Annotated in this window: 27 protein-coding genes; 19 read left to right on the forward strand and 8 right to left on the reverse strand. The window is 65.2% G+C overall.

What is annotated here, in order from left to right:
• The first annotated feature begins 369 nt into the window (after positions 1 to 369).
• Positions 370 to 1,026 carry a DNA alkylation repair protein gene (locus CXZ05_RS09300; protein ID WP_102972319.1) on the forward strand — a complete coding sequence of 219 codons (657 nt, stop codon included), beginning with the start codon at positions 370 to 372 and terminating at the stop codon, positions 1,024 to 1,026.
• 28 nt (positions 1,027 to 1,054) lie between these two features.
• Here CXZ05_RS09300 and CXZ05_RS09305 read toward each other — a convergent pair whose 3' ends face one another.
• Positions 1,055 to 2,404 carry an ammonium transporter gene (locus tag CXZ05_RS09305; protein WP_102972418.1) on the reverse strand — a complete coding sequence of 450 codons (1,350 nt, stop codon included), beginning with the start codon at positions 2,402 to 2,404 and terminating at the stop codon, positions 1,055 to 1,057.
• Positions 2,405 to 2,796: 392 nt separating this feature from the next.
• On the opposite strand from CXZ05_RS09305, the gene CXZ05_RS09310 reads away from it, so the two are divergent.
• From CXZ05_RS09310 to CXZ05_RS09320, 3 genes are all read left to right on the forward strand, one after another.
• On the forward strand, positions 2,797 to 3,069 hold the full coding sequence (locus CXZ05_RS09310) for a hypothetical protein (RefSeq protein ID WP_102972320.1): 273 nt from the start codon (positions 2,797 to 2,799) through the stop codon (positions 3,067 to 3,069).
• A gap of 11 nt (positions 3,070 to 3,080) precedes the next feature.
• Positions 3,081 to 3,521 carry a DUF1810 domain-containing protein gene (locus CXZ05_RS09315; RefSeq protein ID WP_102972321.1) on the forward strand — a complete coding sequence of 147 codons (441 nt, stop codon included), beginning with the start codon at positions 3,081 to 3,083 and terminating at the stop codon, positions 3,519 to 3,521.
• 96 nt (positions 3,522 to 3,617) lie between these two features.
• Positions 3,618 to 3,794, forward strand: a complete 177-nt coding sequence (locus tag CXZ05_RS09320; protein WP_102972322.1) for a CsbD family protein — start codon at positions 3,618 to 3,620, stop codon at positions 3,792 to 3,794.
• A 100-nt stretch (positions 3,795 to 3,894) separates the two neighbouring features.
• On the opposite strand, the gene CXZ05_RS09325 is transcribed toward CXZ05_RS09320, so the two are convergent.
• Positions 3,895 to 4,404, reverse strand: a complete 510-nt coding sequence (locus CXZ05_RS09325) for a metallophosphoesterase (RefSeq protein WP_102972323.1) — start codon at positions 4,402 to 4,404, stop codon at positions 3,895 to 3,897.
• Between the two features lie 32 nt (positions 4,405 to 4,436).
• On the opposite strand from CXZ05_RS09325, the gene CXZ05_RS09330 reads away from it, so the two are divergent.
• The 4 genes from CXZ05_RS09330 (at position 4,437) to CXZ05_RS23260 (ending at position 5,869) form a co-directional block, all read left to right on the forward strand.
• Entirely contained in the window at positions 4,437 to 4,955 is a 519-nt protein-coding gene (locus CXZ05_RS09330; RefSeq protein ID WP_102972324.1) for an NUDIX domain-containing protein, read from the forward strand.
• On the forward strand, positions 4,945 to 5,295 hold the full coding sequence (locus CXZ05_RS09335) for a TraR/DksA family transcriptional regulator (RefSeq protein ID WP_374754640.1): 351 nt from the start codon (positions 4,945 to 4,947) through the stop codon (positions 5,293 to 5,295). Before CXZ05_RS09330 ends, CXZ05_RS09335 begins: the two co-directional genes overlap by 11 nt.
• 96 nt (positions 5,296 to 5,391) lie before the next feature.
• Positions 5,392 to 5,580, forward strand: coding sequence for a DUF1918 domain-containing protein (locus tag CXZ05_RS09340; RefSeq protein ID WP_102972420.1), 189 nt, complete (start codon positions 5,392 to 5,394; stop codon positions 5,578 to 5,580).
• Between the two features lie 103 nt (positions 5,581 to 5,683).
• Positions 5,684 to 5,869: a hypothetical protein gene (locus CXZ05_RS23260; RefSeq protein WP_146033079.1), complete on the forward strand. Its 186-nt coding sequence runs from the start codon at positions 5,684 to 5,686 to the stop codon at positions 5,867 to 5,869.
• An 18-nt stretch (positions 5,870 to 5,887) separates the two neighbouring features.
• Here the strand turns inward: CXZ05_RS23260 and CXZ05_RS09345 are convergent, their stop codons facing one another.
• Positions 5,888 to 6,592 carry an endonuclease/exonuclease/phosphatase family protein gene (locus tag CXZ05_RS09345; protein ID WP_102972325.1) on the reverse strand — a complete coding sequence of 235 codons (705 nt, stop codon included), beginning with the start codon at positions 6,590 to 6,592 and terminating at the stop codon, positions 5,888 to 5,890.
• A 465-nt stretch (positions 6,593 to 7,057) separates the two neighbouring features.
• Between CXZ05_RS09345 and CXZ05_RS09350 the strand changes: the two genes are divergently transcribed.
• Positions 7,058 to 7,342 (forward strand): DUF427 domain-containing protein, encoded by a 285-nt coding sequence (locus CXZ05_RS09350; protein ID WP_102972326.1) that lies wholly within the window; start codon positions 7,058 to 7,060, stop codon positions 7,340 to 7,342.
• A 69-nt stretch (positions 7,343 to 7,411) separates the two neighbouring features.
• Positions 7,412 to 8,215 carry a thioesterase family protein gene (locus tag CXZ05_RS09355; protein WP_102972327.1) on the forward strand — a complete coding sequence of 268 codons (804 nt, stop codon included), beginning with the start codon at positions 7,412 to 7,414 and terminating at the stop codon, positions 8,213 to 8,215.
• A gap of 12 nt (positions 8,216 to 8,227) precedes the next feature.
• Here the strand turns inward: CXZ05_RS09355 and CXZ05_RS09360 are convergent, their stop codons facing one another.
• Entirely contained in the window at positions 8,228 to 8,611 is a 384-nt protein-coding gene (locus CXZ05_RS09360) for a DUF2177 family protein (protein WP_102972328.1), read from the reverse strand.
• Positions 8,612 to 8,627: 16 nt separating this feature from the next.
• Here CXZ05_RS09360 and CXZ05_RS09365 point away from each other — a divergent pair, with 16 nt between their 5' ends.
• On the forward strand, positions 8,628 to 9,377 hold the full coding sequence (locus CXZ05_RS09365) for a lipoate--protein ligase family protein (protein ID WP_102972329.1): 750 nt from the start codon (positions 8,628 to 8,630) through the stop codon (positions 9,375 to 9,377).
• 19 nt (positions 9,378 to 9,396) lie between these two features.
• Here CXZ05_RS09365 and CXZ05_RS09370 read toward each other — a convergent pair whose 3' ends face one another.
• Positions 9,397 to 9,759 carry a VOC family protein gene (locus CXZ05_RS09370; RefSeq protein WP_102972330.1) on the reverse strand — a complete coding sequence of 121 codons (363 nt, stop codon included), beginning with the start codon at positions 9,757 to 9,759 and terminating at the stop codon, positions 9,397 to 9,399.
• A 157-nt stretch (positions 9,760 to 9,916) separates the two neighbouring features.
• Here CXZ05_RS09370 and CXZ05_RS09375 point away from each other — a divergent pair, with 157 nt between their 5' ends.
• A complete protein-coding gene (locus tag CXZ05_RS09375) occupies positions 9,917 to 10,162 on the forward strand; it encodes a hypothetical protein (protein ID WP_102972331.1) in 246 nt (81 codons plus the stop codon).
• Between the two features lie 64 nt (positions 10,163 to 10,226).
• Here CXZ05_RS09375 and CXZ05_RS09380 read toward each other — a convergent pair whose 3' ends face one another.
• Complete coding sequence (locus CXZ05_RS09380) at positions 10,227 to 10,484, reverse strand: mycoredoxin (protein ID WP_078028863.1); 258 nt, start codon at positions 10,482 to 10,484, stop codon at positions 10,227 to 10,229.
• Positions 10,485 to 10,586: 102 nt separating this feature from the next.
• On the opposite strand from CXZ05_RS09380, the gene CXZ05_RS09385 reads away from it, so the two are divergent.
• Positions 10,587 to 11,336 carry an SOS response-associated peptidase gene (locus CXZ05_RS09385; protein ID WP_102972332.1) on the forward strand — a complete coding sequence of 250 codons (750 nt, stop codon included), beginning with the start codon at positions 10,587 to 10,589 and terminating at the stop codon, positions 11,334 to 11,336.
• A 66-nt stretch (positions 11,337 to 11,402) separates the two neighbouring features.
• On the opposite strand, the gene CXZ05_RS09390 is transcribed toward CXZ05_RS09385, so the two are convergent.
• Positions 11,403 to 11,825 (reverse strand): VOC family protein, encoded by a 423-nt coding sequence (locus CXZ05_RS09390; protein ID WP_102972333.1) that lies wholly within the window; start codon positions 11,823 to 11,825, stop codon positions 11,403 to 11,405.
• A gap of 14 nt (positions 11,826 to 11,839) precedes the next feature.
• Between CXZ05_RS09390 and CXZ05_RS09395 the strand changes: the two genes are divergently transcribed.
• On the forward strand, positions 11,840 to 12,166 hold the full coding sequence (locus tag CXZ05_RS09395) for a chorismate mutase (protein WP_102972334.1): 327 nt from the start codon (positions 11,840 to 11,842) through the stop codon (positions 12,164 to 12,166).
• Between the two features lie 109 nt (positions 12,167 to 12,275).
• On the opposite strand, the gene CXZ05_RS09400 is transcribed toward CXZ05_RS09395, so the two are convergent.
• Entirely contained in the window at positions 12,276 to 12,662 is a 387-nt protein-coding gene (locus CXZ05_RS09400) for a hypothetical protein (RefSeq protein ID WP_102972335.1), read from the reverse strand.
• 143 nt (positions 12,663 to 12,805) lie between these two features.
• On the opposite strand from CXZ05_RS09400, the gene CXZ05_RS09405 reads away from it, so the two are divergent.
• From CXZ05_RS09405 to pgsA, 5 genes are all read left to right on the forward strand, one after another.
• Positions 12,806 to 13,171 carry a DUF6504 family protein gene (locus CXZ05_RS09405; RefSeq protein ID WP_102972336.1) on the forward strand — a complete coding sequence of 122 codons (366 nt, stop codon included), beginning with the start codon at positions 12,806 to 12,808 and terminating at the stop codon, positions 13,169 to 13,171.
• Entirely contained in the window at positions 13,168 to 16,779 is a 3,612-nt protein-coding gene (locus tag CXZ05_RS09410; RefSeq protein ID WP_102972337.1) for a DNA polymerase III subunit alpha, read from the forward strand. The genes CXZ05_RS09405 and CXZ05_RS09410 overlap by 4 nt, the downstream gene beginning before the upstream one ends.
• A 203-nt stretch (positions 16,780 to 16,982) precedes the next feature.
• Entirely contained in the window at positions 16,983 to 18,947 is a 1,965-nt protein-coding gene (gene thrS, locus CXZ05_RS09415; protein ID WP_374754644.1) for a threonine--tRNA ligase, read from the forward strand.
• A 20-nt stretch (positions 18,948 to 18,967) separates the two neighbouring features.
• Positions 18,968 to 19,555 (forward strand): HIT domain-containing protein, encoded by a 588-nt coding sequence (locus CXZ05_RS09420; protein WP_102972421.1) that lies wholly within the window; start codon positions 18,968 to 18,970, stop codon positions 19,553 to 19,555.
• Positions 19,545 to 20,165 carry a phosphatidylinositol phosphate synthase gene (pgsA, locus tag CXZ05_RS09425; protein ID WP_102972339.1) on the forward strand — a complete coding sequence of 207 codons (621 nt, stop codon included), beginning with the start codon at positions 19,545 to 19,547 and terminating at the stop codon, positions 20,163 to 20,165. Before CXZ05_RS09420 ends, pgsA begins: the two co-directional genes overlap by 11 nt.
• Positions 20,166 to 20,231: the final 66 nt, after the last annotated feature.

Here is a 20,231-nt window from a genome sequence, read left to right on the forward strand (position 1 = left end):
CTGCCGCGCAGGAGGCAGCCACAATCTAGGTGGTAAAGAAAAGCACGAAGCGATTCTGGGCCCCGATCGACGGGGCCGGCGCGGCCGAACTGCCGCCCTGCGCATTCGGAGCCCAGCGGGGGCCTCCGACGCCCCAAAAAGGGGCCGTTCCTTAGGGAACAGGGGTCAACGTTACTTGATCGTTACCAAGGCCCGCAAAACGCCGGGAAGGCCGCGGACGGGCCGCGCGTCCGTTTCCCCGAACTGACCTGCGGGAACACTTTTATGACGGGCGCCGGAAACGACGCGTCACCCCCGCAGTAATTAATGACGACCGGGGCCAGGAGACGGGAGGTGGACTGCCCGGCGCCCGGCGGAAAGAATGAGCGGATGAGTGCTGCCGGCGAGTTCGTGGATGACACCTTACAGCGCGAGGCTTCGTGGTACCGGGCCGAGGAATTGCGCCACCGGTTCGGCAGCGGGATGCAGTACTACGGCGCGACGGTGGGCGCGGTGCGCGGAACGGTCCGTGATGCCCTTCGCCGCCATGCCGGACTGACCCACGATGAGATCACCGCCCTCAGTTCCGAACTGTGGGAGGTGCCTGTTTACGAGCGGCGCCTGGCCGCCGTCGTGCTCCTGCAGTCCAAGCTGGAGCTGCTGACCAACTCCGACCTGACGCGCATGGAGGGCTTTGTGCGGGAGGCGCAATTGCCGACGCTCGTCGACCCTCTCACCGTCGACGTCGTTGGTCCGCTGGTGGAGAGGCTCGAGCGCCAGGCGCGCGTGCGTGCGAATGCGGTGCTGGACAGATGGGCGGGTGACCCGGACGTCTGGCTCCGCCGCGCAGCGCTGATGGCGCCCCTGCGGGCACTTCGGTCGGGTGGCGGTGACTGGGACGGATTCGTCCGCCGCGCCAGGATCGCTGCCGAGGCGCTACCGGCGCTGACGACGGCGGACAGGAGCCCTGAGCAAGAGGCCGTCGACGCCGTGCTGGACGCCGTGGCGGAGCGGCGGCCGGAGCTCCGGCTGGCCTTCCGCAGGTAGGACCCGGATCCCGCGGACAGTGGAAGTACTAAGCCGAAGCCGGTGCTGGCTGCAGCTCCTCTGCAGCCTCGGAGGGGTTGCCCGGTGTGGCCCCCGGGCGAACGGCCGGAGCCGCGGCAATGTGCTGGCGGAGCGGGTGGAACTGGCTGTGACCCATGCTGCCGAATTCGTAGGCGCTCTCGGCATGCTCGGAGCGGTCAACGCCGGCAACTTCGGCCTCATGGCTGACGCGGAAGCCGATGGTCTTGTGGATCGCGATACCAATAATTGCGGTCATCAGGCCGGAGAGCGCGAGCGTGATGAGTACGGCAACGGTCTGGGCGACGAGCTGCTGGACGCCACCGCCGTAGAAGAGCCCGCCACCTTCGCCATTGACGGGGAGGGCGATAAAGCCGAGCGCGAGGGTGCCGACCAGGCCGGAGCCCAGGTGCACGCCGACAACGTCCAGCGAGTCGTCAAAGCCATACTTGAACTTCAGTTCGACGAAGAGTGCAGACGCCACGCCCGAAACGAGTCCCAGGCCGATGGCGGCCACTGGGCTGATGTTGGCGCACGACGGCGTGATGGCCACGAGGCCGGCGACGGCACCGGACGCTGCGCCCAGGGAGGTGGGGTGCCCGTGGCGGACCTTCTCCGTGAGGAGCCAGCTCAGCATGGCGGCGCACGGCGTAACCAGGGTGTTGACCCAGATCAGTCCGGCCTGTTCTGCCGTGGTGGCGGCGCCGGCATTGAAGCCGAACCAGCCGAACCAGAGGAGGCCCGCGCCGAGCATGATGAACGGGACGTTGTGCGGGCGGTGCCCGGGGTCCTTTCCGAAACCGTGGCGCTTGCCGACGATCAGGGCCAGCACGAGGGCGGCAACGCCGGAACTGATTTCGACGACGGCGCCGCCGGCGAAGTCGATGACCTGACCGAAGATGGCGGTCACTGCGCCGCCCTGGCTCATGAGGCCGCCGCCCCAGATCATGAAGGCAAGCGGGCAGTAGACGGCCGTGATCCAGATCGGCACGAAAAGAACCCAGGCGGTGAACTTGGCGCGGTCGGCGATCGCGCCGCTGATGAGGGCCACAGTGATGATTGCGAAGGTTCCGGCGAAGCCGGCCTTGATGAGGTCGGGAGTGCCCATGAGGCCACTCAGGCCGAAGCTGGCGAACGGGTTGCCGAACAGGCCCAGGACGCCTTCGCCGGTGCTCATGGAGTAGCCCCACAACACCCAGACGACGCCCACGATGCCGGCTGACACAAAGCTCATCATGATCATGTTGAGGGAGGCCTTGGCGCGGGTCATGCCGCCATAGAAGAGCCCCAGTGCCGGGGTCATGAGCAGCACCAGTGCCGCCGACACCATCATCCAAACGTTCGCCGCAGTGATTTCCACGCGCTTTCCCTTCCCAGGAAACTCATCCTCTCCGCGGACCGCTGATGCCGGCGCCACGCCCCTCATCGATATTCGTGGATTTATGTTTCGGGTCTGGGCGTGGCAAGTTACACGGGCGTTTCAAAAATCGTGTCTACGTAAAGCCGGCGTGACTGTCGTGTTTCGAAATTGTTAACGGCACCTGATGGCCAGGGAGCTTTTTTGCTGACTCTGCCGTCATTTGGCCGGAACTGCGCGTAGAAGCGCGGGCGCCGCGGTGAGGGCTGCCGCTGTAATGCCGCGTTACCAGCACATGAATGAAACATATCCATCCCGGGGCCCGTTGCCGGGCGCCGGATGGTTTCCCTGCCGGACCTGTTGACCGGGTCTGGGCGGTGCAGCCACCATGGGATATGACTGAATCTGCAGCTACCGGCGATGACTACTTCACGGAGAATCCGCACGCGGATGTTGTGGCGGAAGCGGGTGATGCCGCGGCGGGAGCGGACAGCTCCGCTACGGTCGAAGACATCGCCGAGGACGTGCGGGACGAGATCCGGCTCGGCCATGTGGAGGACGAGGTGAGCCACGTGCTTGAGGAACGGCTGGACGAAGCCGGCATCAGCATGCGGCCTGAAGAAGTGGACGACCTCGCCGAAGATATCGAGCGGGACGTCTCCAGCTAGGAACCACCCCCATGAACGACCCGCATAACCTGGAACGGTTCGTCGCCGCCCAGAATGGCGGTGCCACCTACGCTTATGCTCTGGAGGAGCTCCGCGCAGGCAGCAAGCGCAGCCACTGGATGTGGTTCGTTTTTCCCCAAATTGCCGGCCTGGGGCAAAGCGCAACCTCCAGAAGGTACGCCATCGCATCCCTTGATGAAGCCCGGGCCTACCTGCAGCATCCGGTGCTGGGACCGCGGTTGATCGAGTGCGCCACCGCGGTGGACAACGTGGACAACCGCGGCGCAGCAGAGATTTTCGGCGGCATCGACGCCCGGAAGCTCCAGTCCTCCATGACGCTGTTCCTGCGTGCGGCACCGGACGAACCGGTGTTCCGGAGCGTTCTGGAGCACTACTTCGGCGGGAAAGCCGACGCCGCCACCGACGGGCTGCTGGCAAGCCCGCGCATGTAAGTGGTAGCTGCCCTTCACCGGGCTAGTTAGCCGACCTAGACTGGGGGGACGAGCCAGCCTGCAGCCAGCGGGCTGGGCAGACGGAAGGACAGTGACATGGGTCTGGACGACAAGATCGACAATGCAGCGGAAAAGCTTGGCGGCAAGGCCAAGGAAGGGGCCGGCAAGGCCAACGACGACCCGGGCCTGGAGGCTGAGGGTAAAACTGACCAGTCCAAGGCCGATCTGAAACAGGCCGGTGAAAAGGTCAAGGACGCCTTCAAGAAGGACTGACCAAACAGGATCACCACGTCTGGCTCTCCGTCTCCAGCGGAGATTCGAAGGGAGTCCCGCCCGGGAAACCGCGGCAGGACTCCCTTTCCTGTACAGCCACTTAGCGGGCGGCGCTGACCTCCACCAGTTGGACGTCGCCCAGCCTGCCGTTCACGACGACGGCGGTCATGTACGTGCACACAGGTTGCCGGCGGCGGTCGGTGGGAGAGCCGGGGTTGAGCAGGCGCAGGCCGCCGGGCGCCACCGTGTCCCAGGGAATGTGCGAGTGGCCGAAAACCAGCACGTCGGTATCCGGAAAGAGGGCCTCGCAGCGCTGCTCCCGGCCCCTGGCCTGACCGGTCTCGTGGATCATGCTGAACCGGACGCCGTCGAGCGTCACACTGGCCGTCTCGGGCAAACGCCGCCTAAGCTCGTCGCCGTCGTTGTTGCCGTAGACACCGATCAGGCGCCTGCTGCGCTGTTCGAACTCGTCGAGCAAGCCTGCGCTGATCCAGTCACCCGCGTGTAACACCACATCAGCAGCCTCGACGGCGGCCCACACCTGTTCAGGCAGAGCCCGGGCGCGCTTCGGGACGTGGGTGTCGGCAACAAGGACCAGGCGCAGGCTCATCGAAGCATCTTCCCATGAGGCAGACTGGGACGATGGAGAAAATCGTTCCGCCTTCACCCGGTGATCCCCGACGTCCCCTTGGCCCCCGTGACCCGGGCGATGCCTGGGTGGAGGGCGACCGCGGACGGTTCTGGGGGCGCTTCGGATCGGCCGGCCTCCTGGTCCATGATGCGGAGAAGGGCGTCCTGCTGCAGCACCGTGCCACCTGGAGCGACCACGGCGGAACCTGGGGGCTTCCCGGCGGCGCGCTGCACCAGGGCGAGGACGCCGTGACCGGCGCACTGCGTGAGGCCCACGAGGAGGCGGCGGTACCCGAACAGAGCGTCAAAGTGCTGTTCACGTCCGTGTTCGACGTCGGCTACTGGTCCTACACCACCGTGGCAGTGCGGGTGCTGGAGCCCTTCGAGCCGGCCATCAACGATCCCGAAAGCATCGAACTGCTGTGGATTCCCGTCGAAGAGGTCGCCGGCATCAACCTGCATCCTGCCTTTGCCGCCTCCTGGCCGGACCTGCGCGGCAGGCTGCTGGACGGCTCCGGTGTTGAACACTGAGAAGTTCCGGCTGCTGCTGGAAGAGGAACGGGCGAGGAAGCTCGCTCTCCTGCCAGCGCTCAGCGCAGACATCGCCTCTGCCAATGCCGCCCGGCAGAACTCCAACGTCGACGACGAACATGACCCCGAGGGTGCCACCATCGCCTTCGAACTCTCGCAGGCGTCGGCACTCCTGGACCAAAGCAGGTCCGGACTGGCGGACGTGGACAATGCCCTTGAGCGGATCGGCGCCGGCACTTACGGAATATGCACGGTGTGCGGAGAAGAGATCGCCGAAGGGCGGCTGGAGGCCCGGCCCTGGACCCCCTTCTGCATCCGCCACACGGGCGGCCGGGCCTAATCCCAGCCCGGCATCCCAGCCCGGCAGCGGAGGATGCCCCGGGGCTGTTCCGCCGGAGGGGAGAGCATCGTACTCTAGGGCTGGGAGGTGATTGCCATGCAGGCAACACAGGGAGACCGAATCATCATCCGGGGCAGGACAGTGGAGTCCTCGGACCGGCACGGTGAGATTCTGGAGGTCCGGGGCGCCGACGGAGCGCCGCCGTACCATGTCCGTTTTGACGATGGCCACGAGACCATCCTGTACCCGGGCGGCGACTTCACCGTCGAGCACCACACCACCTAGCTGCGCGGATGACCGCACCGCCTAGCGAGGGCACCGCTGCCGGCAGATGGGATCCGATCACGTTCACTTGTCTCGCGCCATCCGAGGAGCCACCGGTGCTAACGTGACGGTCTGGCTGCGGTCCGGCCAAGCGGCAGGGCCGGATCGGGGACAGTCGGATCCGGGACAGCCGGATGCCGGAATGCTTAGGGCGGCGCTGGAAGGTGTGAGCGCTGAGCGGGTGCTGGTCGTCGTCGGGCCCGGCGACCGGATCGATGTCATCCCCGTACAGGACCACACCGCCCCATGACGGAAGACTCCTGCAACCTCAGGAAACGGGCTGCCCCTTGATCGGTGACCGGTCGGCGCCGTATTCGGCCGTCACCAGGATGGGCAGGTGATCCGACTTCCCCCGGGGAAGGGTTTCCACGCTTTCGATGTCCAGGCCCAGTGACGTGGCAAAGTCGAAGTGGCCCTTGAAGACCTTGTAGCGGGTGTAGGTCCTGCGGTTGCTCAGGGACAGGGCGTAGCCGGAGTTCTTCATGTGCGTGTCAAGGCTCTTGGTGAAGAACGGGTAGTTGAAGTCGCCCACCATCAGGGTCATGAGCCCGGTGCCCATGCTCAGCAGCTCGGCATGCGCTGCGTGGATCTGCTTGCGCCGCAGCGAGTTCGACGCCGTGAGCGGGGCGGCGTGGAACGAACCCACCACCAGCTCATGGTCGGTTTCGTTGTCCACCATCCGGGTGCCGATCAGCCGCTCATGGGCCGGTGCCATCACGCGGTCGTGCATGGACTTCTTCAGGGCAAAGGTCTGGGTATCCAGGGCCGTGAACCGGTCAGTCCGGTAGTAGATGGCCAGGCCCAGCCTGTTGCCTTTTGTGTAGTCGGCCAGGTGGAGCGGGCCGAGGGTGTCAGGCAGATCGGATGAGTCACACTCCTGAAGGCAGAGGACGTCTATCCCGAAGTTGCGGGCCAGATTCATCAGTTCGCCGCTCGCCTTGTGCTTGCGGAGGTTGTAGCTAATAACTCGCATCGAACACCTCTTCCGAGGGCTGCTAGAAGGACCAGTCTCCGAGTCTACCCAGATCATCATATGAAGATCCGTACATTAAGCGCGCGTCCGGCGGGGCAAATATGCCGCGCTGGACGTATGCCGGATTCCACCTGGCGCTGTGGCCTCTGGCCTGGATTATCTTCCGCCGGGGCCGTGTCCCTGGGTGTTTTCTCCGGCCGTGAGCGTGCCGCGCTCCGTGGCGCCCTCGAGCGAGCCCTCGCCCAGTCCTGACACCACTTTTGCGGTACCGCCGGTGTACACCGTGTATTGCTTTCCTGCTTCGATGCCCGACTCGGAAAAAATTTGTATGGACCGGGCTTATGCCGGCCGTGAGCCGGGCATTTGAGGAAGCTGTGAAAGCCAACGCGCTCCCGCCACAGGGAATCAATGCGGACAGCCGGGTTGTTGTGGAAGAAGCGAACCTGTCCTGGAGGAGGAAGCACCATGGTCAAAGCGGTCTGGAACGGCGCCGTGATCGCGGAGAGCGAGGTCACCGTGAAGGTGGAGGGGAACCACTACTTCCCCAAGTCGTCAGTGCGCACCGAGTACCTGGAGGACAGCTCCCACTCCACGTACTGCCCCTGGAAGGGGGAGGCAAGCTACTACAGCCTGCGGGTTGACGGCCTGCGTAATGAGAATGCCGCCTGGTACTACCCCGATCCCTCCTCCGAGGCAGCCTGGATCAGGGATCATGTGGCGTTCTGGCACGGCGTGCGGATCGAGGCCTGAGACGGCTCGGCATACCGGAAGCGATAGAGTGAACGGGGATTAACCGATCACGCTTTGAAGGAGTCACCGTTGACTGCTGAACTCCCCGAACTCGCCGGCGGCGACTTCTACTACCAGGACCTGGGCGGCGGCCGTTTCTGCTCCACCATCCACGCCCAGGGGGCCTGGAACGCCCACGAACAGCACATGGCGCCGGCGTCGGGACTCCTGGCCGACCGGCTGGACCGGCACCAACCCCGGGGTGACATGCGGATGGCCAGGCTCAGCTATGAAATCCTGGGACTGATCCCCGGCGGCGAATTTGAAATCGTCACCACGACGCTGCGCCCGGGGCGCACCATCGAGCTGCTTCAGGCTGAGCTGGTGGCGGCCGGGCGTGTGGCTATCAGGGCGACGGCCTGGCGCATGGTCACCAGCGACACTTCCGCTGTGGCCGCCGTCGAGGATGGCACCATCCCCTCGCCGGAGGAATGCAAGCCGTACGACGGCGCGAGCGTGTGGCCGGGAGGATACATCCGCTCCCTCGAAATGCGGGTGGCGGAGGGTCACCGGCCCGGAGCCGGGAAAGTGTGGCTGCGCACGGACCATCCGCTGACGGACCGAAACGACAGCACGGACATGGCAAGGCTCATGGGGCTCGTGGACACCGCCAACGGCATCGCCGCACGGGTGCCTCCGGGCAAGGACAGCTACGCCTTCCCGAACCTGGACCTCCAGATCCACATGTACCGGCGACCGGAGGGCGAGTGGCTGGGACTGGACAACGCCGTGTCCTTCGGTGCTGACGGCATCGGCCTCACCTCGACGGTGCTCCACGACCGGTCCGGCCCGTTCGGCCGGGCGGAACAGATCCTCACCCTGCGGAAGAGCTGACCGCCGGGCTGCCTAGTGGAAGACCAGCCAGCCTGCCAGCGTGGCGAGGCCGGTCAGCAGGGCGCCCCACGCCATGTCCACAACAATGAGCTGCAGCGGCCAGGTCTTGAGCGTCGCGGCGTTGGTGAGGTCGTACGTTGCGTAGGCGAAGGCGCCCAGCGCCGCCCCGTGGCCGACGGCGGTCAGCCAGGTGCCGCCGTCGAGCGCCGGCCGCAGGGCAAAGAAGACGATGCCCGCAATGTAAATCACATAGAACGCCACGGCGTACCCTAGATGGGGCCTGTCGGCCAGCAATTCACCGATATGGCTGCGGTAGAACGGGTTCATGAGCTTGAGCCACACGGCGTCGATGACGGCGAAGGCAGCGGCGACGACCAGAAATTGCAGTACGACCATAAGGGAGCTTAGCAACATGCAGCAGGCCGGGGCTGATTCACGGACTCTGACCCTCGTCCGGCAGGAGCAGTCCCTGGGCGCCGTCCGCGACCTTGATTTCGGGATCGAGCTCCTCGGCAAGGCCAGGTCCGGGGACATTGGATCCACCCTTCGGCTGTACCGGCCCGCACCGACTGTTGCCTTCGGCCAGCGCGACACCCGCCTGCCCGGCTTCGGCGCCGCCGCCCAGGCCTGCCGCGACCTTGGGTTCGAGCCGCTGATCCGCAAGGCGGGAGGTCGCGCGGCCGCGTATCACGAAGGCACGCTGATCATTGACCACGTGGAGCCGCACAGCGATGCGATCGCCGGAGCCAAAGGCCGTTTCGCATTTTTCGGCGAAATGCTGGCGGGGGCGCTCCAGAGCGTTGGCGTGCACGCCGCCGTCGGCGAGATTCCCGGGGAGTACTGTCCGGGCGAATACAGCGTCCACGGCTTCGCACCCGCTGCCCCCGACCACCGGATCAAGCTGGTAGGCACAGCCCAGCGCGTGGTGTCCGGCGCCTGGCTGTTCAGCTCCGTCGTCGTGATTGAGAACTCGGCGCCCATCCGCGAGGTGCTAACGGCCAGCTACGAGGCACTGGGACTGGAGTGGGATCCCGCGACCGCCGGCGCGGCTAACGACCTTGTGCCTGCCCTCGACGTGCAGGCCATCGAGGACGCGGTGGTCCGCACCTACGCAGAGTACGCCACGCTGGGGCATGCGGACTTCAGCAGTCTTCGCGCCTAGCGTGCACCCGGCCGCTGGCTCATTCGGTGGCCGGGGGGATCTGGCAGATCATGAGGACGTTGCCGTCCGGGTCCCGGAAGTTGAACCACTGGTCATCGTTGACTTCGGTGAGTTCCACTCCCCGGGTTTTCATGAAGGCGTGGGCCGCATGGATGTCGGCGGTGTTGAAGTGGAACGCAGGAACCTGGAAGACGGCGCCGGGGGAGTAGATCTTGCTGTCCAGGACGAGGCCGGCCCCCTCCATGGGGAGGATGTACAGATGGTCCAGCAGGACCTTGTCATCGGCGGGCACGCCCAGCATGCCGCAATACCAGTCGCGGGCTTCCTCGATATCGCTGACGGGGACAAAGACGGTGCCGATCTGCGGGGAAACTGGATTCACAGCAATCCTTTGGAATGCGGGAAGGAACTCGAAAGGTAAGGCGCTGGAGTGACCGCCAGGGGCGGGGTTCGCCCGGATTTTTCGTACCCAGACCTGTCGATTTCAAACGCGCAGGAGAGGACGATTAAGGAACAGCCGCTGAAAAAGGAGGTCGGTGATGTGCTATTCATCGCGGGCGGATTTCGGCTGGGACACCCGGAAGGATGCCGTCCGAAAGCCCGAGGCGCACCGGGAACCGGCGCCGCCGGAAGCTGCGCCCGGGAAACCGTTGGACCGCCCGGAACTTCGGGCCCACGCGGACGACACCAGGCTGTGGGCCTTCCTGGCCCGCCGCAAGGAGCCGCGCCGGAAGGAAGCCCATGCTCCCAGGCCGATGCAGGACCGGATCGACGAAAAGGTCTGAATAAGACAGTAAAGGCACCGGAATCCGGTGCCTTTACTGTTGAATCTTGATCGTGGCGTCAGCCCTACGCGGCGAGCCTGCTCTTGACCTCGGCTGCGGACGGGTTCGTTGCAGCGGTGCCGTCCGGGAAGAGGACGGTGGGAACGGTGCGGTTGCCGCCGTTGATCTGCTCCACGAGCTCGGCCGTGCCGTCGACCTCTTCGATGTTGATCTCGGTGTAGCCGATGCCCTGGGCGTCCAGCTGCTTCTTCAGCCGGTTGCAGTAGCCGCACCATGTGGTCGAGAACATGGTGATGGTGCCGTCTTCGGGGGTAAAGTCCACGGGCTCTCCTCGGATTGATATGGTCCTGTCGGTTTCCTTCCCCACAACCGTAACCCGGGCACCGGTATTCCCCAGCCTCTGTTGCAATGGCATGCTGGTGCCATGTGTGGACGTTACGTCATGGCCCGGGCAGTGGGCGATCTGCTGGCCGAATTCGACGCCGAGCTTGAGAACGAAACTGAAATCGCGCCGTCGTGGAACGTTGCACCCACGGACGGCGCGCCCATCGTCCTGGAACGGCTTATCGACGGCGGCAAGGTCCGCCAGCTGCACGTCGCCCGCTGGGGCCTGGTGCCGTCGTGGGCGAAAAGCCCGGGCATCGGCGCGAAGATGATCAACGCCCGGAGCGAATCGGTCCTCGAGAAGCCGGCCTTCCGCAAGGCTGTGCAGTCGAGGCGCTGCGCCGTCCCGGCAGACGGCTACTACGAATGGAAACAGGGCGAGGGCCGAAGCAAACAGCCCTATTACGTCCACCCCCGTGACGAATCCGCCATGGCCTTCGCTGGACTGTACGAGTGGTGGAAGGACCCGTCCGTGCCGCCAGGTGAACCAGCCCAATGGATGCTCTCGATGTCCATCATGACGGCGGACTCGCCGCCGGCGGGATCTGAAGGCACAGTGTTCGCCGAACTGACAGCGCTCCACGACCGCGTCCCGCTGCCCATGAGCGGCGAGACCATGGCGGCCTGGCTTGACCCGCAGGTTGATGACGCTGCCGGCCTGGTGGACCTCGTCCGGTCCGGTGTGAAGGACGTCGCCGCGGGCTGGCGGGTGGATTCCGTGGGCAAGGCAGTGGGCAACGTCCGCAACAACTCCCCGGAGCTCATCGAGCCCGTGGAGGCACTTTTCTGAGCTGCCCTTCTGCGGCTGCAGGTCCCCGACTGGCGGAGCTGACCGGAATCAGAGCCGAGCGTGCAATCAGACGGTGACCTGGCCGCCGTCGTCCACTGTCCACGTGGGGTTGAAGGCAATCTCCCAGCGGAAGCCGTCCGGATCCGCGAAGTATCCGGTGTAGCCGCCCCACGGCTGGGTCTTGGGAGGGGCCACTACAGACGCGCCGGCCGACTCTGCCTGGGCCATCACCTGGGTTACCTGCTCGGCGCTGCCGACGTTGTGGCTGAGCGTAATGCAGGGGACCGCGGCGGGAGCATCAACGGCGGCCTCGGCCCGCATCTGACCGGCATCCCACAGGGAAAGAATCAGGCCGTGATTGGCCTGGATAAAGACCACCTCATCGGGAACCTCACGGTGGACCGGCCAACCCAGGCCCTCCACATAGAAGCGCCGGGAGGCGGCCACGCTGCGCACTCCCAATGAAATAAAATCGACTCTGGGCTGCATGGTTCGATACTGTCATGATCATGCCCACAAATCACGGAGACGAGAAAAACGCCCAGGCTGACCGGGAACAGCTCGCCGCCGTGCGAGTTGCGGTGGACGAGGTGGACGAGCAGATCGTCACGCTGATCGCCCGCCGCGAGCGCCTGATCCGCATCGCGGGAACCCTGAAGGGTGACGATGCCGAAGTGCGGGCGCCGGGACGCGTGGAGCGGGTCATCGAGCATGTGCGCTCGGCCGCCGAGAAAAAAGAAATAGACCCGGACATCGTGGAAAGCACGTACCGGGCCATGATCTCGAAGTTTATTGAGCTGGAGATGAAAATCCACAATGACAACAGCTGAGCTGTTGCTTCTGGCTGCGGACAGGTTCAGTCCGCCAACAGGCGCGCCGAGGTGCGGGGCCGGCTGATCCGGGCTGCTGCCCGGTGCCGCTCGCGGGGGCGCTGACCCTCTAGAGTTTCTCCTCGACAGGCACGCCGGACTGGAATTCCCGCCCGTCGGCCTCGCTGAACGCGGACATAAGGTGGCTCTTGTCCAGCCCCAGTACCGTGCTCATGGGGAAGTTGCCCGTGATGGTGTTGCCCGAGTGCTCGACGCTGCTGAGGTCGAAGTTCTCCTCCGTGCCGTCATGGCTGAAGGAGTAGATCGAGACCGCCTCGCCGTTCATGAACTCGATTCCCAGCCTCCGTTGATGTGAATAATCCGGAGTGGCAGCCACGAGCCCCACAACAAAGGCGCCCGATGCTGGAATGTTGCCGTCGATATCGAACCTGGCCACCAATGTGCTTTCTTTGGCGGCGATGCTTACCTGCTTCAGGAGCGCGTCGTTGGAACTCATGGGACCATCCTGCCCTGTGAGCCGCCGTCCGTCCACACCCATCTAGGTTTTGTCCCCGGCCCGGCGTAGACTGGATTTGTTCGAATACATATTCGAATGCCTGCGTATTTTCTGCAGGATGAGATTGGTATCCGGAGGCACCCATGGGAACGTTCAGCGAGTCTGTTGACGTCGTCTGCGCACCTACCGGTGAGCCGGCGGAGCTTCGCTGGGGCGGCAGGGAATACCGGGTCTGCGCTGAACCCATGCGCTGGTACGAACGCCGCCAGTGGTGGGCCGAAGAACGGCGCGCCCCGCTGGGAAGCGGCCCCGGGCTTGTGGACCATGAGATCTGGCGGGTGCAGGTCCTGCCTGCCGGCCGAAGCAGCCTTCCGGAAACTCCTGCTGCAGAACCCACTGAACCGCTCACCCTTGACCTGGTGCGGCATACCGGCAGCGGACGCTGGCGGCTGCTCCGCATCCACGACGCCCTCCAGCCCAAAGACGCACTCCGGCCCAAATCAGCATGAGCTTCACTCACCTGCACGTTTCCACCGCCTTCAGCGCCCACTACGGTGTCTCCTGGCCAGATGACCTTGCCCAGGCAGCAGCGGCCCAGGGGGCAACCGCCCTTGGGTGCACTGACCGGGACGGCCTCTACGGCACCGTAAAACACCTCAAGGCATGCATGGCTGCAGGGATTGACCCGGTGGTCGGCGTAGATCTGTCAGTGTTCGGCGACGAGGGGGACCACGATGCCATGGTGCCTGGCGAGCGGATGGCTGGCACCCGGGTTACCAAAACCCGGTTTTCGGCGGACCGCGTCACCGGGCGCGTCGTGGTCCTGGCGCATGGCCATAACAACGGTGCGGGGTACAAGGCACTGTGCCGGCTGATCTCCGACGCGCACGCCCGCACCACGGGCAAGGCCGGGGGAGCGGTGCCCGTTGCTGTCACCAGGGCTGAACTCGCCTCACGCGTCCTGGACCCGGAAACCCTGAAGCCTGTGCTTACCGTGCTGCTGGGACCGGATTCCGACGTCGGCCTCGCACTGGGCGGGAGGCGGTACCTCCGGCCCCGCACCCTTTTCAAAGGCTGGCTGGACGCCATGCCCGCCGGAAGCGTCGCGGCAGAGATTGTCACCCACCTCAGCGCACCGGGTGAACCCTTGAGCACTGCCCACGCCGTCCGCATGCTCAAGCTGGCGCAGGAGTACGGCGTGCCGGCCGTGCTCACCAACGCAGTCCGTTACTGCGAGGAGGACGGGGCGGCCACCGCCGACGTCCTGGATTCGGCCCGCACGCTCAAGTCGCTTCCCGAGCTCTCCGCCGAGCCGCTGCTCCAGCCCAATGGGCAGGGCTGGCTGAAAACCCCGGACCAAATGGTGGAGCTGGGCAAGGAAATCATCCATGCCGCCGGTTACGGGGCAGCCGATCTCCAGGTGCTGCTCGCGCAGACAGAGGCGCTCGCGGACCGGTGCCGCATGGATCCCGTGTCCGACATGGGCTGGAAGCAGCCGGTGGTGCCCGAGGCCGCCGTCATCGGCATTGCGGGGGATCCGCTGGCAGAGCTGGCCCAGCGCTGCGAGGCAGGAATTGCGCGGCGATTCCCTGGCATCTCCGGGAAGGCAGAGGCAGACATGCGCACCCGGCTGCAGCATGAGCTGAAGATCATCGCCCGCCTCGGCTTTGCCTCCTACTTCCTCACCGTGGCCGAGGTCTCCCGCATGATCCTGGACATGAATGTGCGGGCGGCAGCCCGGGGATCGGGCGCTTCCAGCCTGGTCAACTACCTGATCGACATCAGCCAGGTGAACCCCCTCCAGCATGACCTGATCTTCGAACGGTTCCTCTCCGGCGACCGGTCCACGCTGCCCGATATCGACATCGATGTGGAAAGCGCGGAGCGGCACAACGTCTACCGGAAGATCTTTGACCGGTTCGGCTCGCAGCGCGTCACACTCATGAGCATGCAGAACGGCTACCGCGCTCGCGGTGCGGTGCGGGACGCCGGGATGGCCTTGGGGATGGACGACGGCGATGTCGGTGAGATTGCCAAACAGCTGTGGCGCTTTTCGGCACGGAAGTTCCGGGAGGCCCTGGAGGAAAAACCGGAACTTCGCGAGTTCGCCGGACGGGTGGAACAGCGGAACTTTTCTGAGAACCAGCAGTTGGACCTGCTGGTGGACCTCACCGAACGGCTGGACCGCCTTCCGCGCCACATCTCCATGCACCCCTGCGGGGTGATCCTCGGTGATGCCACCCTGCTGGACCGGACCCCGGTCCAGCCCAGCGGCCTTGGCCTGCCCATGAGCCAGTTCGACAAACACGACATGGACCCGATGGGCATGCTGAAGCTGGATGTCCTGGGCGTCAGGATGCAAAGCGCCATGGCCTTTGCCGTGCGGGAGATCATCCGGATCCACCCCTCCAAGGCTGAAGTGGTGGCTGCCGGATCCCATCCCGCTGGACCTCGGGGCAACGGGCCGGACTACATCGCCGAGGACGGCCTGATCGACCTCAATGCCGTGCCCCTGGATGATGAGCCGACGTATGAGCTGATCAGAAGCACCCACACGCTGGGGTGCTTCCAGATCGAATCACCCGGCCAGCGGGAGCTGGTGGGCAAAATGGCCCCGCGCGAGTTCAATGACCTCATCATCGACATCTCCCTGTTCCGCCCGGGGCCCATGAAATCGGACATGGTCCGGCCCTTCCTTGAACACCGGCACGGCTTCGCCCCGGAGACCTACCCGCACCCTGACCTGAAGCCGGTACTGCAGGAAACCCATGGAGTGACGGTCTTCCATGAGCAGATCCTGAGGACCTTTGATGTGATGACCGGCTGCGGGCTGGCGAAAGCCGACGAGTTCCGCAGGGCGCTGAGCAACGAGGTCAAGGAAGGCCAGGTGGAGGAGTTTTTCCGCCGCGAGGCAAAGGCCAGGAAGTATTCGCCGGAGACAGTGGACAAGGTCTGGGGCACCGTGAAATCGTTCGCCAGTTTCGGGTTCTGCAAAGCCCACGGCGCCGCCTTTGCCGTACCCACCTACCAGTCCGCCTGGCTGAAGGCCCACCATCCGGAGGCGTTCCTCGCGGGCCTTTGGGAGCACGATCCCGGCATGTACCCCAAGCGTCTCCTTGTGGCCGAGGCACGGCGCATGGGCATCCCCATCCTTCCGCTGGACATCAACCGAAGCAGGGCGGAATACCGGGTGGAGCGTGTCGCTGAGGGCCCTGACCGGGGAAAGCTGGGCATCCGGCTGAGCCTCAATGGCATCTTCGGGCTGTCCGGTTCTGAACTTAAGCGGATCGTTGCAGGCCAGCCCTATGACTCACTGGCGGATCTGCGGGCACGCTCCAGGCTGAGCAAGCCCAGCATCAAGCGGCTCGCCCAACTCGGTGCCTTTGACACTCTGCACCGGGAATCCGGCGGGACAGCCAACCGGGCAGACCTTGTCCACCACCTGCAAAGCCTGCAGAGCAAGCCGGCAAAGAAGGGCGCCGAGGTCATTGAGGGACAACTGGCGCTGCCCCTGGGGGATGTCGAGCTGCGGAACGTCAAGCCCGGGCTGCCTGAGCCCACCACGGTGGAGAACGTCCGGGCGGAACTCGACCTGATGGCGGTCGATGTCAGCGAACACCTGATGTCCAGCCACCGGCCGCTCCTGGACAAGCTTGGTGTCATTACCGCGGACAAGCTGCTGGGGCTGCGCAATGGCACGGAGGTATTGGTGGCCGGGGTGAGGATCGCCACCCAGACCCCGCCCATGCGCGGTGGCAGGCGTGTGGTCTTCATCAGCATCGACGACGGCACCGGATGCGTGGATTCCGTGTTTTTCCACGAGGCCCAGGAGCACGCGGGCCCGCTGCTGTTCGGGACCCGGCTGCTGCTGATCCGGGGAACCACCCGACGGACCGGTCCGCGCGGCATCAGCCTCAGCGCCAGCATGGCCTGGGACCTCAGCCAGGTGGACGCCCTGCCGTTCCCCGAACGGGAAAACGGTGAACGGGGGAGCGCTGACCCGGGAAATCGAGTACCAGGGGACGTTGGACCAGATATACCCGAACAGGACTTCTGGCAGCCGGGGCCCCTGGAAGGCATCGGCAGAAACCTGGCCATCACCGGCCTGGGAAGCTGACCTGCCCCCGTCCTTTCCACTTTTCCGCCGCCTTGTTCCACTTGGCGCCACCGTGGCGCTTTGGCTCGCCACTTCCGCAACAGATAGCATTGACGAGGCTGGCTGTGGTCCCCGTACGCCACAAGCTACGAAGCCTGAACTTTGAATAGGAGACACCCGTGTCAGATGCCCAGCAGATCACCCTCATCGTCGATGGCGAAGAAATGAAGGTGACTACCGGGACCACCGGCGCGGAACTCTTCTTTGAGCGCCGCGACGTCGTTGTGGCCCGGGTCGACGGCGAGCTCAAGGACCTGGACCAGCCCCTTCCCGAGGGTGCCCAGGTTGAAGGCGTCACCATCGATTCCCCCGACGGGCTCAACGTGCTGCGCCACTCCACCGCCCACGTCATGGCCCAGGCCGTGCAGCAGCTGCGTCCGGACGCCAAGCTGGGCATCGGTCCCTACATCACGGACGGGTTCTACTTCGACTTCGACGTCGAGGAGCCCTTCACCCCGGAGGACCTGCGCCAGCTGGAAAAGATGATGCTCAAGATCGTCAACCAGAACCAGAAGTTCGTCCGCCGCGTCGTCTCCGAGGACGAGGCCCGTGAGGCCATGAAGAATGAGCCCTACAAGCTCGAACTGCTGGGCAAGAAGAACGACGCCGCCGACGCCGGCGAAGGCGTCAACGTCGAAGTGGGCGCCGGTGACATCACAATCTACGACAACGTCGACCGCAAGAGCGGGGACAGCGTCTGGTGCGACCTGTGCCGCGGCCCCCACCTGCCCAACACCAAGCTCATCTCGAACGCCTTCGCGCTGACCCGGTCCTCGGCGGCGTACTGGCTGGGCAACCAGAACAACCAGCAGCTGCAGCGAATCTACGGCACCGCGTGGCCCACCAAGGACGCCCTGAAGGCGTACCAGGAACGCATCGCCGAGGCCGAGCGCCGCGACCACCGGAAGCTTGGCGCCGAGCTGGATCTGTTCTCCTTTCCCGACGAGCTGGGATCGGGCCTGCCGGTCTTCCACCCCAAGGGCGGCATCATCCGCAAGGCCATGGAGGACTACTCCCGGCAGCGCCATGTGGACGCCGGCTACGAGTTCGTCTACACCCCGCACATCACCAAGGGGCACCTGTACGAGGTCTCCGGCCACCTGGACTGGTACCGGGACGGCATGTTCCCGGCGATGCACATCGACGCGGAGCACAACGAGGACGGCACCGTCCGCAAGCCCGGCCAGGACTACTACCTGAAGCCGATGAACTGCCCCATGCACAACCTCATCTTCCGCTCGCGCGGCCGGTCCTACCGCGAACTGCCGCTGCGGCTCTTCGAATTCGGCTCCGTCTACCGCTACGAGAAGTCCGGTGTGGTCCACGGCCTGACCCGCGTGCGGGGCATGACACAGGACGACGCCCACATCTACTGCACCCGCGAGCAGATGAAGGACGAGCTCACCACCACACTGAACTTCGTCCTTGGCCTGCTCAAGGACTACGGCCTGGACGACTTCTACCTCGAGCTGTCCACCAAGAACGAGGACAAGTTCGTCGGCGACGACGCCACCTGGGAGGAGGCAACCCGCACCTTGGCCGAAGTGGCCGAGGCGTCCGGGCTGGAGCTCGTTCCGGACCCGGGTGGAGCTGCGTTCTACGGGCCCAAGATTTCGGTTCAGGCGAAGGATGCCCTGGGCCGCACCTGGCAGATGTCCACGATCCAGCTCGACTTCAACCTGCCTGAGCGCTTCGAACTGGAATTCCAGGCCGCCGACGGCACCCGCCAGCGCCCCGTCATGATCCACCGGGCCCTGTTCGGATCGGTGGAGCGGTTCATGGGCGTCCTCACCGAGCACTATGCAGGTGCCTTCCCGGCATGGCTCGCTCCGGTGCAGGTGGTGGGCATCCCGGTGGCGGAGGCCTTCAACGACTACATGTTCGACGTCGTCGACAAGCTCAAGGCTGCCGGCATCCGCGCCGAGGTGGACATCTCCTCGGACCGCTTCCCGAAGAAGATCCGCACAGCCAGCAAGGACAAGATCCCGTTCGTGCTCATCGCCGGCGGTGAGGACGCCGAGGCGGGCGCCGTCTCCTTCCGGTTCCGGGACGGCAGCCAGGACAACGGCGTGCCCGTGGCCGAGGCTGTCCAGCGGATCGTGGACGCCGTCCGCGACCGGACAAGCTAGCCGCGGCGGAGGGGGTACACGTGCAGGAGAACACAGGGTCGGGCTATCCGGGGGACGCGGAGGTGACGGACGATTTTGGCCTCGCCGGCGTTCCGGATGCCTTCCAGCGGCTGTGGACTCCGCACCGCATGGCCTATATCAAGGGCGGGCAGCACCAGTTCAAGAACCAGGACGACTGCCCGTTCTGCATCGCGCCCGCGCGCACCGATGAGGAGTCGCTCATCGTGTACCGCGGACGCACGTGCTACGTGGTGCTCAACCTGTTCCCTTACAACCCCGGCCATCTGCTGGTGTGCCCCTACCGCCACCTCCCCGACTACACGGACCTGACGGTGGAGGAGACCGCCGAATTCGCCGACCTGACGCAGACCGCCATGCGGGTGCTGCGGAAGGTGGCGAATCCCGGCGGCTTCAACCTGGGCATGAACCAGGGTGTTGTGGGCGGGGCCGGCATCGCGGGGCACCTGCACCAGCACATCGTTCCGCGCTGGGGCGGGGACGGAAACTTCTTCCCCATCATCGCCCAAACCAAGGCGATCACGCAGACCCTCGACGAGGTCCGCCAGCAGGTTGCCGACGCCTGGCCTGGGGAGACGCATGCTGAATAGGCATGCCCGCGGGTTCTTCACCGCGCTGTTTACCCCGCTTGCACGCTGGCTTCTGAAAATTGGCGTCTCGCCGGACGCCATCACCATTGTGGGAACGGCCGGCGTGGTCGTCGGCGCCCTGGTGTTCTATCCGCTGGGCCAGCTCTGGTGGGGAACGATCTTTATCACCCTGTTCATCTTCTCCGACGTCATCGACGGCATCATGGCGCGGATGCAGAACCTCGGCGGGCGCTGGGGCAACTTCCTGGACTCCAGCCTGGACCGGCTGGCTGACGGTGCCCTCTTTGCCGGCCTGGCCATCTGGTTTTTCACCGGCGGTGCGGATGCCCCCATAGCCATTGCCGCCGTCGTCTGCCTTGTCCTTGGCATGGTGGTCTCCTATGTCCGGGCGAAGGCCGAATCCCTCGGCTTCCAGGCGAATGTGGGCATTGCCGAACGTGCTGAACGGCTGGTCTCCGTCCTGGTGATCACCGGCCTCACCGGCGTCGGACTGCCGCCCGTTGTGCTGCTGGCGACCCTGGTGCTGCTGGCGGCGGCGAGCCTCGTCACGGTGGTCCAGCGCGTCCTGGCCGTGCGCATCCAGTCGCTGGAAGACTCCGAACAAACCTGATTAAGCCCGGCTACCGCTGGGGGACTAGTATTAGAACTGCCCGGTCAATGGATCCGGTAATCCGGT

The sequence above is a fragment of the Arthrobacter sp. AFG20 genome, from assembly GCF_002892795.1.
Taxonomy (GTDB): Bacteria; Actinomycetota; Actinomycetes; order Actinomycetales; family Micrococcaceae; genus Arthrobacter.